Source organism: Amycolatopsis stemonae, from assembly GCF_054781455.1.
Genome location: NZ_BAAGUJ010000018.1, coordinates 84,308 through 98,362 on the forward strand (window position 1 = coordinate 84,308; position 14,055 = coordinate 98,362).

Here is a 14,055-nt window from a genome sequence, read left to right on the forward strand (position 1 = left end):
CGCCACACCCGCGACGCCGCCGTGGAATCACCCGATCCCGGCCGCGGAGACGAGCTCCGCCAGCAGTTCGCCGGTGTTCGTGACGTGCTCGCCGAGCCCCCGGCCGTGGAACCAGCCGGCGAGGTTGCGGACGTCCCGCTCGAGGAACTCGACGCCGCCGGGGTTGGCGACGACGTCGACCACCTGCGGCAGGTCGATCACCACCAGCCGCCCCCGGTGCACGAGCAGGTTGTACGCCGAGAGGTCGCCGTGGGCGAGGCCTTCCGAAGCGAGCAGCTCGAGCGCCGCGGTGGCCTGGTACCAGAGGTCCTTGAGCTCGTCCGGCTCCGGACGCGCCTGGGCGAGCCTCGGTGCGGCCGTCCCGTCGTCCTCGCCGAGGAACTCGAGGAGCAGCTCGGTGCCGTTGCGCTGCACCGGGTACGGCACCGGCGCGCCGAGCGTCCACAAGCGACTCAACGCGGAGAACTCCGCGACGGCCCACTGTTCGGCGATGAGGTTGCGGCCGAACGCCGTGCGGTGCTCGATCGCGCGCATCTCGCGGGAGCGGCGCATCCGCCGCCCTTCGAGGTAGCCCGCGTCGCGGTGGAACAGCTTGTGTTCGTCGCTGCGGTAGCGCTTCGCGGCGAGCAGCGCGCCGCCGGTGCCGGGCAGGCCGCGCCGCAGCAGGTGGACGTCGGCCTCCTTGCCGGTCTTGAGGACGCCGAGGTCGGTGTCGACCGCGGCGAGCTCGGTGACGACCCAGTCCGGCCGGGGGAGCGGGCCGTGTTCGGCGTCGTCCCAGGTGGACCAGCGGTCGGCGCCGTCGGGCAGCTGCCGTTCGGTGTAGGCGTCGTCACGGAGCTTGGCGAGGCGGACGCGCTCGCCCTCGGTGAGCCGGCCGCGGCGGGCGGGTTCGGGTTCCTCGACCCGCCCGCGCCGGCGGGCCCGCGCCTGACGGCGGTGGGTGGGGTGGTCGTCGAACGAATCGAAGTCTTCGGAGTCGTGCGTGCGCACTGGTGGGGTTCTCCTTGGTCGGGATGCCCCACCGGGCGCGTGGTCAGCTCCGTGGGGCGGGTGGGTGGGGGCGCGAAAAGGCCCGGACATCCATCACGACGGCACCTCCCCGCTCTCACGCACCGGCTCCCTGCCGGACCCGGTCAGCTTGCCCGACCGTTCCGGGGCCGCGCAACCGAATAGCGCGAACGGACCGTTCGTGCGCTTTCCTTGAATTCGGCCCGCCGCCGCGGTCACGATGAACGGGCAAGCTCACCCGAGGAGGGGCGGATGGATGCGTACGACGTCGTGGTCGTCGGCGGCGGGCACAACGGACTGGTGGCGGCCGCGTACCTGGCGCGGGCGGGCCGGTCGGTGCTCGTGCTCGAACGGCGCGGGGAGACCGGTGGCGCCGCCGTGTCGTTCCGCGCGTTCGAAGGCGTCGACGTGCGGCTTTCGCGCTACTCCTACCTGGTCAGCCTGCTGCCCCGGAAGATCGTGGCCGACCTGGGCCTCGACGTGCGGCTGAAACGGCGCCGGATGTCGTCCTACACGCCCTCGGGCGGCTCGGGTCTCCTTGTCGACACGGGCGACGACGGCCGGACGGCGGCGTCGTTCCGCGCGGTCACCGGGTCCACATCGGACTTCGCGGCCTGGCGCCGGTTCTACGAGCTGACCGGCGGCGTCGCCGAACGCGTCGCCGGCACGCTCACCGAGCCACTTCTGTCCGAAGTGGACTTCCGCGGCCGGGTCGGCGACGGCGACGCGTGGTCGCTGCTGTTCGAGCGGCCGATCGGCGAGACGCTGGCGTCGTGGTTCGGCGACGACCTCGTCCGCGGCGTCGTGCTCACCGACGCGCTGATCGGCACGTTCGCCGCGGCGGACGGCGAGGACCTGCGGCAGAACCGGTGCCTGCTCTACCACGTGATCGGCAACGGCACGGGCGACTGGGACGTCCCGGTCGGCGGCATGGGCTCGGTCACCGGCTCCCTGGCCGCGGTGGCGGCTTCGGCGGGGGCGCGGCTGGTGACCGGTGCGGAGGTGCTCTCGGTCGACCCGGACGGCGAGGTGCGCTACCGCCGTGACGACGCGGAGCACGTCGTGCACGGCGGGCACGTCCTGGCGAACGTCGCGCCGGCGACCCTCGCGCGGCTGCTGGGCGAGGAACCGCCGGAGCGGCCGGAAGGCGCGCAGCTGAAGGTGAACATGGTGCTTTCGCGGTTGCCGAAGCTGCGCGACCCGGACGTCGACCCGGCCGAGGCGTTCGGCGGCACGTTCCACGTCAACGAGACGTTCACCCAGCTCGAGACGGCCTACCGCGAGGCGGCGGCGGGGCGGATCCCCACGCTGCCGCCGTGCGAGATCTACTGCCATTCGCTGACGGACCCGTCGATCCTCGGCCCGGCCGAACGCGCGGCCGGCGCGCAGACCCTGACGTTGTTCGGCTTGCACATGCCCGCGCGCCTTTTCGAGGGACGCAACGAAGAGGCGCGCGAAGCGGCGTTGCGCGCGACGCTGGCTTCCCTGAACAGCGTGCTGGCCGAACCGATCGAGGACTGCCTGCTGACCGGGCCGGACGGAAAACCCTGCGTGGAAGCGAAGACCCCGCTCGACCTGGAGGCCGAGCTGGGCCTGCCGGCCGGCCACATCTTCCACCGGGACCTGGCCTGGCCGTACGCGTCGGATCCGGCGCAGGCGGGGAAGTGGGGCGTGGAAACGGACCACGAACGCGTGCTGCTGTGCGGCGCGGGAGCGGTGCGGGGAGGTGGTGTCAGCGGCATTCCGGGCCACAACGCGGCGATGGCGGTGCTGGGTCTCCCCGGCGGGTGACGGGCGTCAGGCCCGGGCGGCGTCGTGTTCGGCGCACAGGCACCCGACGCCCGGCTCGATCCACTCCCGCCCGGCCCACTCCGGGTGGCGTTCGACGAGCAGCGTCCGCACCTCGGCCGTGATCTCGTCCACGCCCATCGCGGAGTCGCGGCGGTGCCAGGTCTCGTCCCGCAGTTCGCCCAGGTAGTCGCGGACGTCGGTGAGCACCGAGGTGCCGCCGACCTCTCCGTGGCCGGGCACCACCACGCGCGGCTCGCGCGCGGCCAGTGCGTCCAGCACCGCGAGCCAGCCGGTGCCGGTGACGTCCGTGTCGTGCGGCGGGAACCACGGGAGGATCGCGAACTGCCCGGTCTCGGCGAGGTCGCCGGTGAACAGCACGCCGGCGTCCGGCACCTCGACGACTTGGTCGCCGACGGTGTGGCCGCGGCCCGTGGGGCGCAGCCGGACGGTCCGGCCGCCGAGGTCGAGCTCGTGCACGCCGTCGTAGACGACGTCGGGAGCGGGCACCCGGACGCCGTCGAGCCGGCGGGCGACGACCTCGCCCAGGCCGCGGAACATCTCCAGGTAGCCCGGGCCCTTCGCGGCGAGGTCGACCGCCTGGGCGCGGTTGACCAGGTAGGTCGCCTCGCCGGCGAACACCTGCGCGCCGAAGGCGTGCTCCGGGTGGAAGTGCGTCGTGGTCAGGTACAGGCGGCGGCCCTTCGCGAACTCGGCCGCGAAGGCGAGCACCTGCGAGGCGTTCTCGGTGCCGATGCCGGTGTCGACGACCAGGACGGCTTCGGTCCCGGCGACGACGCCGATGTTGGGCACGAGGTCGACGCGGGCGTTGGGGATCACGAGCAGGTCCGCGGCGAGTTCGCGGGCGCCGCTCACCCGCACGGCGGGATCGGTCAGGTCGGTCATGCCCCCGATTCCACCGCCGGGCCCGCGAGCCGTCCAAGACCGATTGCGTGGTGCCGATACCGGACGCCTATCGTCGCGGGTCATGGAGCTGCGCACGCTGCGGTACTTCGTGGCCGTCGCCGAAGAACGTCACTTCGGCCGGGCCGCCGCGCGGCTGCACATGAGCCAGCCGCCGCTGAGCCGGGCGGTCAAGCAGCTGGAGGCCGACGTCGGCGCCGTGCTGCTCGTGCGGTCCGCGGCGGGTGTCGCGCTGACCCCGGCCGGGGCGGCGTTGCTGGAGGAGGCGCGGGCGCTGCTCGACCAGGCCGACCAGGCGCGCGTGCGGGTGGCCGCCGCGGCCGGGGCCGCGACGATCACCGTCGGGATCCTCGGCGACGGCGCGGATCCGGGCGCGGTGCGGCTCGCCGACGCCTACCGCCGCAAGCACCCGGACGTCGAGGTCCGCGTCCGCGACACGGACCTGACCGACCCCACGTGCGGGCTGCGGGCCGGGCTGGTCGACGTCGCGCTGACCCGCGGGCCGTTCGACGAGACCGGCCTGACCGTGCACCGGCTGCGCGCCGACCCGGTGGGCGCGGTGCTGCGCGCCGACGACCCGCTCGCCGCGCGCGACCACCTGGAGCTCGCCGACCTGGCCGCGCGGCGCTGGTTCCGGTTCCCGGACGGCACCGACCCGGCCTGGCAGGCGTACTGGCACGGCGGCGAACCGCGCGAAGGCCCGGTGGTGCGCGCCGTCCAGGAGTGCCTGCAGGCCGTGCTCTGGAACGGCACGGTCGGGCTGATGCCGCTCGGCCACCGCCCGCCCGGCGAACTGGAAGTCGTGCCGCTCACCGACCTCGCGCCGAACCCGGTGGTCGTCGCCTGGAAGGACGCCGGCCCGCTGGTCCGGTCGTTCGTGCGGCTGGCGGCGGACGCGTATCAGACGACCGGCGGGCGCCGGACGTCGTAGAGGTCCCAGTCCAGCTGCCAGAACGCGTCGATGCCGTGCTCGCGGATGTAGCGCCGCTCGGTGTCGTGCACCGGGTAGCAGCCGGCGATGCTGATCGGCGCGCCGCCGATGTCGATCAGCGTGTACTGGTGCGCGTCGAGGCTCGCGGGCGCCGAAACGGCGAACGCGGTCATCTTGGACTCCGGGGCGATCGGCTCGCCGAAGTCGATGGTGTCGCCGTAGACGAACGGGCAGGTGCCGCGCAGCTGCTCGGCGAGGTAGCCGATGGCGAGCGCCCACACCGGGTCGTCGGACCGGACGCTGATCCACAGCTCCGGTTTCACGCCGTGCCAGTCGGGGTGGTCGGCCAGCGAAAGCCCGTACGTCGCTCCGGTGAGGTAGCGCGGCTCCGGCTCGTCGGCGTAGACGAACGCGACGACGTCGTCGAGGCCGGCGTGGGTCGACGGGATCGGCTGCAGCCGGGGTTCGGCGTTCCCGGTCAGGGTGTCGAGATGGGCGACATACCGCTCGGCACGGCTCGGCATGGCGCGCAGCATACGACCGGCCGGCCGAACGCGCGGCGCATCCCGTTGGCCCCGGCGCGGCAGTTTCGGGCAGGGTGGGGGTATGCGAGTCCTCGTGATCGGAAGCGGAATCGGCGGCGCGGCGACGGCCTGGCACCTGGCGGGCCGGGGCGCGGAAGTGGTCGTGGCGGACGCGGCCCGACCGGGGACGGCCACCGAGGCCGGTGCCGGGATCGTCAGCCCGTGGACGTCGCGCTGGGAAGACGCGGTGTACCCGCTCGCCTCGGCCGCGGGCCGCTACTACCGCGAGTTCACGGCGGAGCTCGGGGGCTCGTCGTTCGAGATCGTCGGCGGCATGATCGTTTCGGCCGACGACGCCGAACTGACCGAAGCGGAAGAACGGCTGGCCGGGCGCGCGGCGGACGCGCCGGAGATCGGCGAGGTCCGCCGGCTCGACCCGGCCCAGGCCCGCGAACTGTTCCCGGCGCTGGCGCCCGGGCTGGGCGCGGTGCACCTTTCCGGCGCGGGCCGGGTCGACGGGCACGAGCTGCGCCGCGCCCTGCTGCAGGACGCCGAGCGCAAGGGCGCGAAGTTCGTCGAAGGCGAGATCGCGTTCCGGGCCGACGGGACGGTCGCGGGTGAAGCCGGCCCGTTGGAAGCCGACAGCGTCGTGGTCGCCGCCGGCGCGTGGAGCCGGGACCTGCTGGCACCGCTCGGGATCGACCTGCCGGTGACGCCGCACCGCGGCCAGATCAGCCACTTCGACCTGCCGGACACGGATACCGCGGTGTGGCCGGTGGTGCTCCCGCGCACCAGCCACTACCTCCTGGCGTTCGGCGGCGGCCGCGTGGTGGCGGGCGCGACGCGCGAGGCGGACGCCGGCTTCGACTACCGCGTGACGGCGGCCGGCCAGCGCGAGGTGCTGGACAACGCGCTGACGGTCGCGCCCGGCTTGGCGAACGCGACGCTGGCGGAGACCCGCGTCGGCTTCCGCCCGGGCACCCCGGACGGCTTGCCGGTGCTCGGCGCGCTGCGCCCGGGCCTGACGGTGGCGACGGGCTTCGGCGCGGGCGGGCTGACGAACGCGCCGTTCGCCGGCAAGCTGGTCGCGTCGATCGCCCTGGGGGAGGATCCGGGCTTCGACCTGACCGCGTTCGCCCCGGACCGGTTCTGACCGGTCTGCCCCACGGGCCGTCGCAGGACCCGTCAGCCCTCGGTGATCAGGTCCAGGGCGTGCTCGCCCGTGCGCTCGACCACCAGGCCCGCCCGCCGGATCACCTTCGCCAATTGGTCCACAGTGGACGGTTCGGCGCGGGTGTCCGCCAGCACGTGCGCCAGGCGGCCCTTGTACGCCTTGTTGAAGTGGCTGACCGTCACGCGCTCGCCGCTCGCGCCCTCCGTCACCACGCGGACCGTCACCGCGTCCGGGCGCAGCTTCGCGAACGCCGAGTACGTGCCCGAGCGCAGGTCCACGACCAGGCCCTCGACCTGCTGCAGCACCAGCTCGAGGACCGGCTTCCACAGCCCGCGGACCGTCCCGATCGACGGCAGCGAGTTCCCGCCCGAAAGCCGGTACGCGGGGATCGGGTCGGTCGCCGACACCACGCCGAACAGCGACGACGTCACCGCCAGCCGCCGGTGGGCCTTCGCCAGGCCCGCGCGGGTGAAGCTCTTCACGTCGAGCGCGTCGTACAGCACGCCGGTGTAGCGGCGCAGGGCCGGCATCGTCGGCGATGTCCACAGCTGCGCGTTGCGGGTGACCTCGCCGGTCTGGCGCTCGGTGATGCCCAGGGCCGCGATGCTGGCCGGGACGTCGCGGGCCAGCTCGACGAGCGCGTCGGCGAGCTTCGCGCGCGCCGGGTTCAGCTCGGGGAACGACAGCGCGTCGAGGTCCAGCGGACCGCCGCGGCCGCCGTCGGCCTTGGTTTCGGAAGGAGGGAGCAGCACGAGCACGGACCGAGCGTACTGCGCCGGTTTTCGCCGGTCCGACCACAGCCGCGCCCGGACCGCCCGCCCGGCAAATCGGGGTGCGCGGACGCCGTCGCCCGGCCTAGCCTCCCGGCATGGACCTGACCTGGCGCCCGTTGAGCCTCGACGACGTCCCCGCGCTCGCCCGGCTGTACGCCGCCGCCGAGGAGGTCGACCGGACGGGGGAGCACCTGAGCGCGGAAGACCTCCGCGAGGAGCTCGAAGCGCCCAACGTCGACCTGGCCCGGGCCACCACCGGCGCCTGGGCGGGCGACGAGCTCGCCGGCTACGGCCTGGTCCGCCGGCGCGACGCCGCGAACCCGGTCCACATGGTCCGGGTCCAGTCGGCCGTGCACCCGGACCACCGCACCGACGCCGTCGGCGCGCACCTGGTCGAGTGGTTCGCGCGCACCAGCCGCGAGGTCCACGAGCGCGCCTTCCCGGCCGCGCCGCTCGAGGTGCACCACGGCCACCACGAGAACGAGCGCTGGATCGCCGGCGTCCTCGCCGGTGCGGGCTACGAGCACGTGCGGACGATGGTGACCATGCGCGTCGGTCTCGCCGACCTGCCACCGCAGCCCCCGCTGCCGGCCGGCTTCGTGGCCGTGCCGTTCGACTTCGAGTACGACCTGGCCGCGCTCGACGCCCGCAACGACACCTTCGGCGACCACTGGGGCAGCACCGTCTACGAACCGGACGCCTGGCGCCACCTGGTCACCGGCGCGAAGGACTTCCGCCCGGACCTCTCGTACCTGGTGCTCGACGGCGACAAGGTGCTCGCGTTCGTGCTGAGCCACTTCTACGCGACCGACGCCGAGGTGACGGGCATTCGCGAGCACTACGCCAGCTGGGTGGGCACGCGCGCGGCCCTGCGCGGACGCGGTGTCGCGTCAGGGTTGCTGGGCCACACCTTGCTGGCCGCGAAGGCAGCCGGCTTCGAGCGCTCGGCGCTGAACGTCGACGTCGACAACGCGCACCGCGCGCTCGGGGTCTACGAGCGCTGCGGATACCGCGTCGAAGACGAGTGGCACGTCCACGTGCTCAAAGGTCCACGAGGTTGACCAGCTCCTCTCCGTTCACGTACCGCTTGAGCTGCTCCGCCGCCAGCTTCTTCGCGCGCGGGTAGAACGACGCCGACCCGCCCGCGACGTGCGGGGTCAGCACCACGCCGGGAATCGTCCACAGTGGATGGTCGGACGGCAGGGGTTCCGGGTCCACGACGTCGAGAGCCGCGCGCAGCCGGCCGGTGCCGGTCTCCGCCACCAGGGCGTCCGTGTCGATCGCCGTGCCGCGCCCGACGTTCACCACCAGCGCGTCGTCGGGCAACGCGGCCAGGGCCTTCGCGTCGAGCAGGCCGTGTGTCGCGGGCGTGTCCGGGAGGACCAGGACCACGATGTCGGCTTCCGGCAGCAGCCCGGGCAGCTCGGCGACGGCGTGGACGTGGTCCTCGGGCCGCGCCCGGCTCGCCACCCGCGTCACCACGGCCTCGGCGGCGAGCAGCTGGCGCTCGATCGCCCGGCCGATCGAGCCGTGGCCGACCAGCAGCGCCCGGCTGTCGGCCAGCGACCGCGTGTGCTCGCGCACCCACTCGCCGCGAGCCTGCTGCGCGAACCAGCGCGGCAGGTCGCGCTGCGCCGCGTGGATCAGCGCGAGCGCGTGCTCGGCGACGCTCAGGTCGTGGAGCCCGCGCCCGTTCGCCAGCCGCACGCCCTCGGGCAGCAGCGGCACGAGCGTCTCGACGCCCGCCGACAGCGACTGCACCACGCGCAACGACGGCAGCTCCCGGATCAGCTTCGGCGGTTCGGGCCCGCGGTCGTAGGGCAGCACGTAGAACTCGACCTCGCCCAGATCGCCGGGCGGCGACGAGACGCCGTCGTAGTACGCGGCCTCGACCCCTTCCGGCACTTCGATGTCGGTCCAAGGCAGCAGTACCCGAGCGCTCATGCCCGCCTTTCTACCCGGAGACGCAGAACTCGTTCCCTTCCGGATCCGTCAGCACCGTCCACGCCAGGCCCGGCACGGAGTGCTCCGCGACCTCCCGCGCGCCCAGCTCCACCAGGCGTTTCACCTCCGCTGCGCGGTCGTCCCCGCCGAAGTCGACGTGGACTCTGTTCTTCCCGGCCCGGGGCTCCGGGACCCGTTGCAACCCGAGCGGCAGCCCGCCCTCGGGCGGCGCCAGCACCAGGAACTCCCCTCCGTGGTCCTGGGCGACCGTCGTGCCGAGCGCGGCCGTCCAGAACTCCGCCAGACCGCGCGGGTCGGCGCAGTCGATCGTGATCATGCCCATGTGGATCGCCATGCCCCCGAAGCTAGCGGCCACCACCGACGAAAACCGGAGCCCGCGTAACCCGTTGGAGTCACGGCCGGGGGGTTGACTACCCTGAGCGGTACTTTCACACCCGCCCGGAGCAGGGAGCCCCGCAGTGATCACCAGGACTTCGTCGTTGTTCCTTCGCACGTTGCGCGAGGATCCGGCGGACGCCGAGGTACCGAGCCACCGGCTCCTGGTACGCGCCGGCTACGTCCGCCGGGTCGCCCCGGGCGGGTACTCCTGGCTGCCGCTGGGCCTGCGGGTGCTGCGGCGCATCGAGAACGTCGTGCGCGACGAGATGAACGCCATCGGCGCGCAGGAGATCCAGTTCCCCGCGCTGCTGCCGAAGGAGCCCTACGAGGCCACCGGCCGCTGGACCGAGTACGGCGACGCGCTCTTCCGCCTCAAGGACCGCAAGGGTGCCGACTACCTGCTCGGCCCGACGCACGAGGAGCTCTTCGCGCTCACCGTGAAGGGCGAGTACAGCTCGTACCGCGACTACCCGGTCACGCTGTACCAGATCCAGACGAAGTACCGCGACGAGGCGCGCCCCCGCGCCGGCATCCTGCGCGGCCGCGAGTTCGTCATGAAGGACTCCTACTCCTTCGACCTCGACGACGAGGGCCTGGCGCGCTCCTACCAGGCCCACCGCGACGCCTACGTCAAGCTCTTCGACCGCCTCGGCCTCGAGTACGTCGTCGTCAAGGCGACGTCGGGCGCGATGGGCGGCTCGGCGTCCGAGGAGTTCCTCGCCGTCGCCGAGACGGGCGAGGACACCTACGTCCGCAGCACCGAGTCGGGCTACGCGGCGAACGTCGAAGCCGTGGTCACGCCCGCGCCCCCCGCGCAGCCGATCGAGGGCCGTCCCGAGGCGCAGGTGCACCACACGCCGAACACGCCGACCATCGAGTCGCTGGTCACCTTCCTCAACGGCGCGAACCTCGGCCGCACGTTCACCGCCGCGGACACGCTGAAGAACGTCATGCTCAAGACGCGCCGGCCGGGCGCGTCGGAGTGGGAGCTGGTCTGCGTGGCCGTCCCGGGCGACCGCGAAGTGGACATGAAGCGCCTCGAAGCGTCGCTGGAGCCCGCCGAGGTCGCCCTGCTCGACGAGGCCGACTTCGCCAAGAACCCGTTCCTGGTCAAGGGCTACATCGGCCCGAAGGCGCTGCAGGACAACGGCGTGCGCTACCTCGCCGACCCCCGGATCGTGCCCGGCACCGCCTGGGTCACCGGGGCCGACAAGGTCGACCACCACGTCGTCGACCTGCTGGCCGGCCGCGACTTCACCCCGGACGGCACGATCGAGGCCGCCGAGGTCCGTGAGGGCGACGCGTCGCCGGACGGCCACGGCACCCTGGTCGCCGCCCGCGGCATCGAGATCGGGCACATCTTCCAGCTCGGCCGCAAGTACACCGACGCGTTCGAGGTCGACGCCCTCGGCCCCGACTCGAAGCCGATCCGCATCACGATGGGCTCCTACGGCGTCGGCGTCTCGCGGCTGGTCGGCGTGCTCGCCGAGCAGAACCACGACGACCTCGGCCTCATCTGGCCGCGCGAGGTGTCGCCGTTCGACGTGCACATCGTCATCGCGGGCAAGGACGAGGCGGTCGCGGCCGGCGCCGAGAAGATCGCCGCCGAGCTGGACGCGGCCGGCATCGAGGTCATCCTCGACGACCGCAAGGCGACCCCGGGCGTCAAGTTCGCCGACGCCGAGCTGGTCGGCGTGCCGACCATCCTGGTGGTCGGGCGCGGCCTGGCCAACGGCGTCGTCGAGGTCAAGGACCGGCGCTCCGGCGAGCGCGAGGAGATCGCGGTCGACGCCGTCGTCGAGCACCTGGTCAAGCTCGTCCGCTCCTGATGGGGCGGTTCTCCCGGCGGTCCGACAACCCGACGCCGGGGTACGAGGACAACGCGGCGCTCCGCGGGTTCGGCGGCTACGAACCCGCGGACGCCCCGCGCGCACAGCCGAAGCGGATCCGCCCGGTCGCGAAGCCGCCGAAGTGGCGGCGGGCGCCGTGGCTCGGGCTCGCCCTCATCGCGCTGATCGCGGGCGTGCTGAACGCGCTGGGCGTCGGCAAGACGCACCAGGCGTCGCCGACGCCCGCGCCGCGTTCGCCGCTGGTGGCGACCCCGTCGCCGCGGGTCGCGGTGCCCGCTGCGGTCGCCGGCTGGCATCCGGTCGCGGCTCGTGACGGGTCGTACGCCTACGACGTCCCGCCGAACTGGGAACCGGCCCCGACCACGCTGCACGGCTGGGACCAGCCGTCGATCCGGCTGGTCACGAGCGCGTTCCTGGGCAAGAACTTCTGCGGCGAGGACGACCTGGGCGGCGCGGGCGTCACGACCTCGCCGGAGCCGGACCCGGACGCGGCGGCGCGCAAGGTCGCAACGGACCTGGCGGCGGCCGCGTACGGCGGGACAGCCCAGGTGGACCCGGGCGCGGAAGCCCCGCTCACCAAGGCCGACGGCACGAAGGTCCCAGCCCGGTTCGTGGTCGCCGAGGTCGCCCCGACGGGCACGGGGGAGTGCACCGCGAAGCACGCGCTGGTCGCGGCAATGGCCTTCGGGAACGGCTCGGGGGCGTCGGGCGTAGTGGTGGCGTACGCCGACAGCGACCGCGGCGGAGCGTCGATCCGCGAGGACCTGGTGCGGATCGTGCGGAGCTACCGGTTCGTGCCGGCGGCGGACCGGAGCACGACCACCCCGCCGCCGACCACCTACCGCTAGGAAGGGTCGTACCGGGTGTAGTCGCCGCCGATTCGCCGGTGCAGCCCTTGTGCCGCGACGCGGAGCGAGCGGACGATCCCGTCGTCGCGGGAACCGCCGAGTCCGGACTCGATGAGCTGCCGGGCCAGCTCGTCGAGGTAGGTCGCGGCCTTCGACACGTACGCAACCGAATCGTCCATGCCGGGGTGGGACCGCAGCGCGACCGTCCGTGCGACGAGGTCGGACAGCTGGTCCGAAAGCTGGCTGTGGGCTCCGCCGGGCAACGGCGACCGCGCGAGCGTGCGCAGGAGCCGCTGGCAGGTGTCGATCAGCAGGTCGAGGAGCTGGAAGTCACGCGGCGCGACGACGAACGTGTCCGCGGTGGCGATCTGCTGGGCCACTCCGATGTTGTCGGGGCCGATGGCGATCCGGCTCTGCTGGGCCGCTACCGGGAACGGCGTCAGCGCCGCCGGCTGGTCGACGCTGAGCGCCGGCCGGAAGCAGGGGTGGATGTGGAACTCGTTCTCCTGCGGCTGCAGGGGGAGCTGCCCCGACCCGGAGTAGGACACGCCGGTTTCGCGGAGCACGCCGAGGAACCCGACGCGGTAGAGGACGTCGACGACGCCGTCCGCGGTCAGGACGCCCGCGTAGTTCGGGAACTGGCTGTGCAGCGCCTCGGCGAACGGCTCCAGCCGCGTGGCCACCGCGCCGCGCATGACCACGTACCCCGTGTTCTGGAACAGCACGAACAGCCGGTCGAGGAACGGGATGGTGACCAGGTACTCCTTGGCGAGGTCCAGCAGCTTCCACTGGGAGAACCGCAAGGTCGCGCCCCGCACGTCCGGCTCCGTGATCCGGTCCGCGCCGTGGTCGTGCGCGGCGTCGCGGCAGAGGTTGAGGAACTGGATCGCGTCGCGCGGGCGTGGCAGCGTGCGCGAGAAGAGGTAGGCATCGGTCGGCTCGTGCCCGATCCGCGCCGGGAAGACCTCGCCCCAGAGTTCGTCGCGGGTCAGCGAACGGCCGAGGGAGGCCCGGGCTCGCAGCAAGGCGACTTCGCCGAGCTTCTCCGGGGTCCAGTCGAGGCGCAGCTCGTCGCTGTGGAACTTGTCGGCGTCGTCGAACTGGAGCGCGTCGTAGATGTCCGAGCGCAGGAACAGCACGCAGCGCACGGCGCCGCCGTAGACCTGGGTGACGCGCTTGCTCGCCAGCAGCAACCCGACCACCAGGTCGTCGCTGTCGCGATCGCTCGACCAGACCTGCTCCAGCTGGTCGACGAGAACGAGCAGCGGGGCGTGGTCCGCACAGCCGAGCGCCCGGAAGCCCCGTGCGACACCGGATTCGAGCACCTCGAGCTGCTTCGAGGCGCGAGCTCCCTCCGATGCCCCGTTCTTGTGGTCGACGCTCGCCTTGACCCCGAACGCCTCCAGCGAGAGCGACGCCTGCAGGCCCTGGCCGCCCCGGAGGATCCGGTCGTAGAAGCTCACGTCGGCGAGCTCGCCGTTCTTCTTCAAGAACCGGCGTAGCGCGCGGACCGGCTTCGCGGACCGGCGGCGGTGCCCGCGCCGCGCGTGGGCGACGAGGTGACGGGCCGCTTGCACCGCGAAGACGTACCGCCAGATCAACGACTTCGCGGTCGCCCCGGTGAGGCCCTGCAGCTCGAAGCGGCGGAGCTCCTCGCCGGCGGCGTCGTCCGGCGTGATCAGGCACGTGCCGTCGTCCGCGGTGAGCTGCATGCAGATGGCGCTCTTGCCCGTGCCCTTGCGCCCGATGACGAGGTTCTTGTGCCCGGCCGACACCTCTTCGAAGGCCTTGGTGACCAGGAACCCTTCGCGAAGCAGCCCGTCCGCGAAGTCGTGCTCGGCGTCGTCGCGGCCGAAGTACAGTCGCCCAACGGTCCCCTCGGCCACGTC

General features: G+C 73.1%; 13 protein-coding genes. 6 read left to right on the forward strand and 7 right to left on the reverse strand.

Annotation, left to right across the window (positions count from 1 at the left end; all coding sequences use genetic code 11):
- Positions 1–27: 27 nt before the first annotated feature.
- Positions 28–993 (reverse strand): serine protein kinase RIO, encoded by a 966-nt coding sequence (locus ACYVLJ_RS41155; protein ID WP_460442771.1) that lies wholly within the window; start codon positions 991–993, stop codon positions 28–30.
- A 270-nt stretch (positions 994–1,263) separates the two neighbouring features.
- Between ACYVLJ_RS41155 and ACYVLJ_RS41160 the strand changes: the two genes are divergently transcribed.
- Positions 1,264–2,802, forward strand: coding sequence for a phytoene desaturase family protein (locus tag ACYVLJ_RS41160; protein ID WP_460442772.1), 1,539 nt, complete (start codon positions 1,264–1,266; stop codon positions 2,800–2,802).
- 6 nt (positions 2,803–2,808) lie between these two features.
- Here the strand turns inward: ACYVLJ_RS41160 and ACYVLJ_RS41165 are convergent, their stop codons facing one another.
- Positions 2,809–3,705, reverse strand: coding sequence for an MBL fold metallo-hydrolase (locus ACYVLJ_RS41165; protein ID WP_460442773.1), 897 nt, complete (start codon positions 3,703–3,705; stop codon positions 2,809–2,811).
- Positions 3,706–3,787: 82 nt separating this feature from the next.
- Here ACYVLJ_RS41165 and ACYVLJ_RS41170 point away from each other — a divergent pair, with 82 nt between their 5' ends.
- Complete coding sequence (locus ACYVLJ_RS41170) at positions 3,788–4,654, forward strand: LysR family transcriptional regulator (protein WP_460442774.1); 867 nt, start codon at positions 3,788–3,790, stop codon at positions 4,652–4,654.
- On the opposite strand, the gene ACYVLJ_RS41175 is transcribed toward ACYVLJ_RS41170, so the two are convergent.
- Complete coding sequence (locus ACYVLJ_RS41175; protein WP_451974439.1) at positions 4,624–5,178, reverse strand: suppressor of fused domain protein; 555 nt, start codon at positions 5,176–5,178, stop codon at positions 4,624–4,626. The genes ACYVLJ_RS41170 and ACYVLJ_RS41175 overlap by 31 nt on opposite strands.
- Positions 5,179–5,260: 82 nt before the next feature.
- Between ACYVLJ_RS41175 and ACYVLJ_RS41180 the strand changes: the two genes are divergently transcribed.
- Positions 5,261–6,331, forward strand: a complete 1,071-nt coding sequence (locus ACYVLJ_RS41180) for an NAD(P)/FAD-dependent oxidoreductase (RefSeq protein WP_460442775.1) — start codon at positions 5,261–5,263, stop codon at positions 6,329–6,331.
- 32 nt (positions 6,332–6,363) lie between these two features.
- Here ACYVLJ_RS41180 and yaaA read toward each other — a convergent pair whose 3' ends face one another.
- The gene (gene yaaA / locus ACYVLJ_RS41185; protein WP_460442776.1) at positions 6,364–7,110 is read right to left on the reverse strand and encodes a YaaA family protein; all 747 of its coding nucleotides are present in this window, start codon (positions 7,108–7,110) and stop codon (positions 6,364–6,366) included.
- A 110-nt stretch (positions 7,111–7,220) separates the two neighbouring features.
- On the opposite strand from yaaA, the gene ACYVLJ_RS41190 reads away from it, so the two are divergent.
- Positions 7,221–8,186, forward strand: coding sequence for a GNAT family N-acetyltransferase (locus ACYVLJ_RS41190; protein WP_460442777.1), 966 nt, complete (start codon positions 7,221–7,223; stop codon positions 8,184–8,186).
- Here the strand turns inward: ACYVLJ_RS41190 and ACYVLJ_RS41195 are convergent.
- Positions 8,167–9,069 carry a 2-hydroxyacid dehydrogenase gene (locus ACYVLJ_RS41195; RefSeq protein ID WP_460442778.1) on the reverse strand — a complete coding sequence of 301 codons (903 nt, stop codon included), beginning with the start codon at positions 9,067–9,069 and terminating at the stop codon, positions 8,167–8,169. The genes ACYVLJ_RS41190 and ACYVLJ_RS41195 overlap by 20 nt on opposite strands.
- A gap of 10 nt (positions 9,070–9,079) precedes the next feature.
- On the reverse strand, positions 9,080–9,424 hold the full coding sequence (locus tag ACYVLJ_RS41200) for a VOC family protein (RefSeq protein WP_451974429.1): 345 nt from the start codon (positions 9,422–9,424) through the stop codon (positions 9,080–9,082).
- A 124-nt stretch (positions 9,425–9,548) separates the two neighbouring features.
- Here ACYVLJ_RS41200 and ACYVLJ_RS41205 point away from each other — a divergent pair, with 124 nt between their 5' ends.
- Both ACYVLJ_RS41205 and ACYVLJ_RS41210 read left to right on the forward strand, forming a co-directional pair.
- Entirely contained in the window at positions 9,549–11,297 is a 1,749-nt protein-coding gene (locus ACYVLJ_RS41205) for a proline--tRNA ligase (RefSeq protein WP_451974427.1), read from the forward strand.
- Entirely contained in the window at positions 11,297–12,166 is an 870-nt protein-coding gene (locus tag ACYVLJ_RS41210) for a hypothetical protein (protein WP_460442779.1), read from the forward strand. Before ACYVLJ_RS41205 ends, ACYVLJ_RS41210 begins: the two co-directional genes overlap by 1 nt.
- Here the strand turns inward: ACYVLJ_RS41210 and ACYVLJ_RS41215 are convergent.
- Positions 12,163–14,052: a P-loop ATPase, Sll1717 family gene (locus ACYVLJ_RS41215; RefSeq protein ID WP_460442780.1), complete on the reverse strand. Its 1,890-nt coding sequence runs from the start codon at positions 14,050–14,052 to the stop codon at positions 12,163–12,165. The genes ACYVLJ_RS41210 and ACYVLJ_RS41215 overlap by 4 nt on opposite strands.
- Between the last annotated feature and the right edge of the window lie 3 nt (positions 14,053–14,055).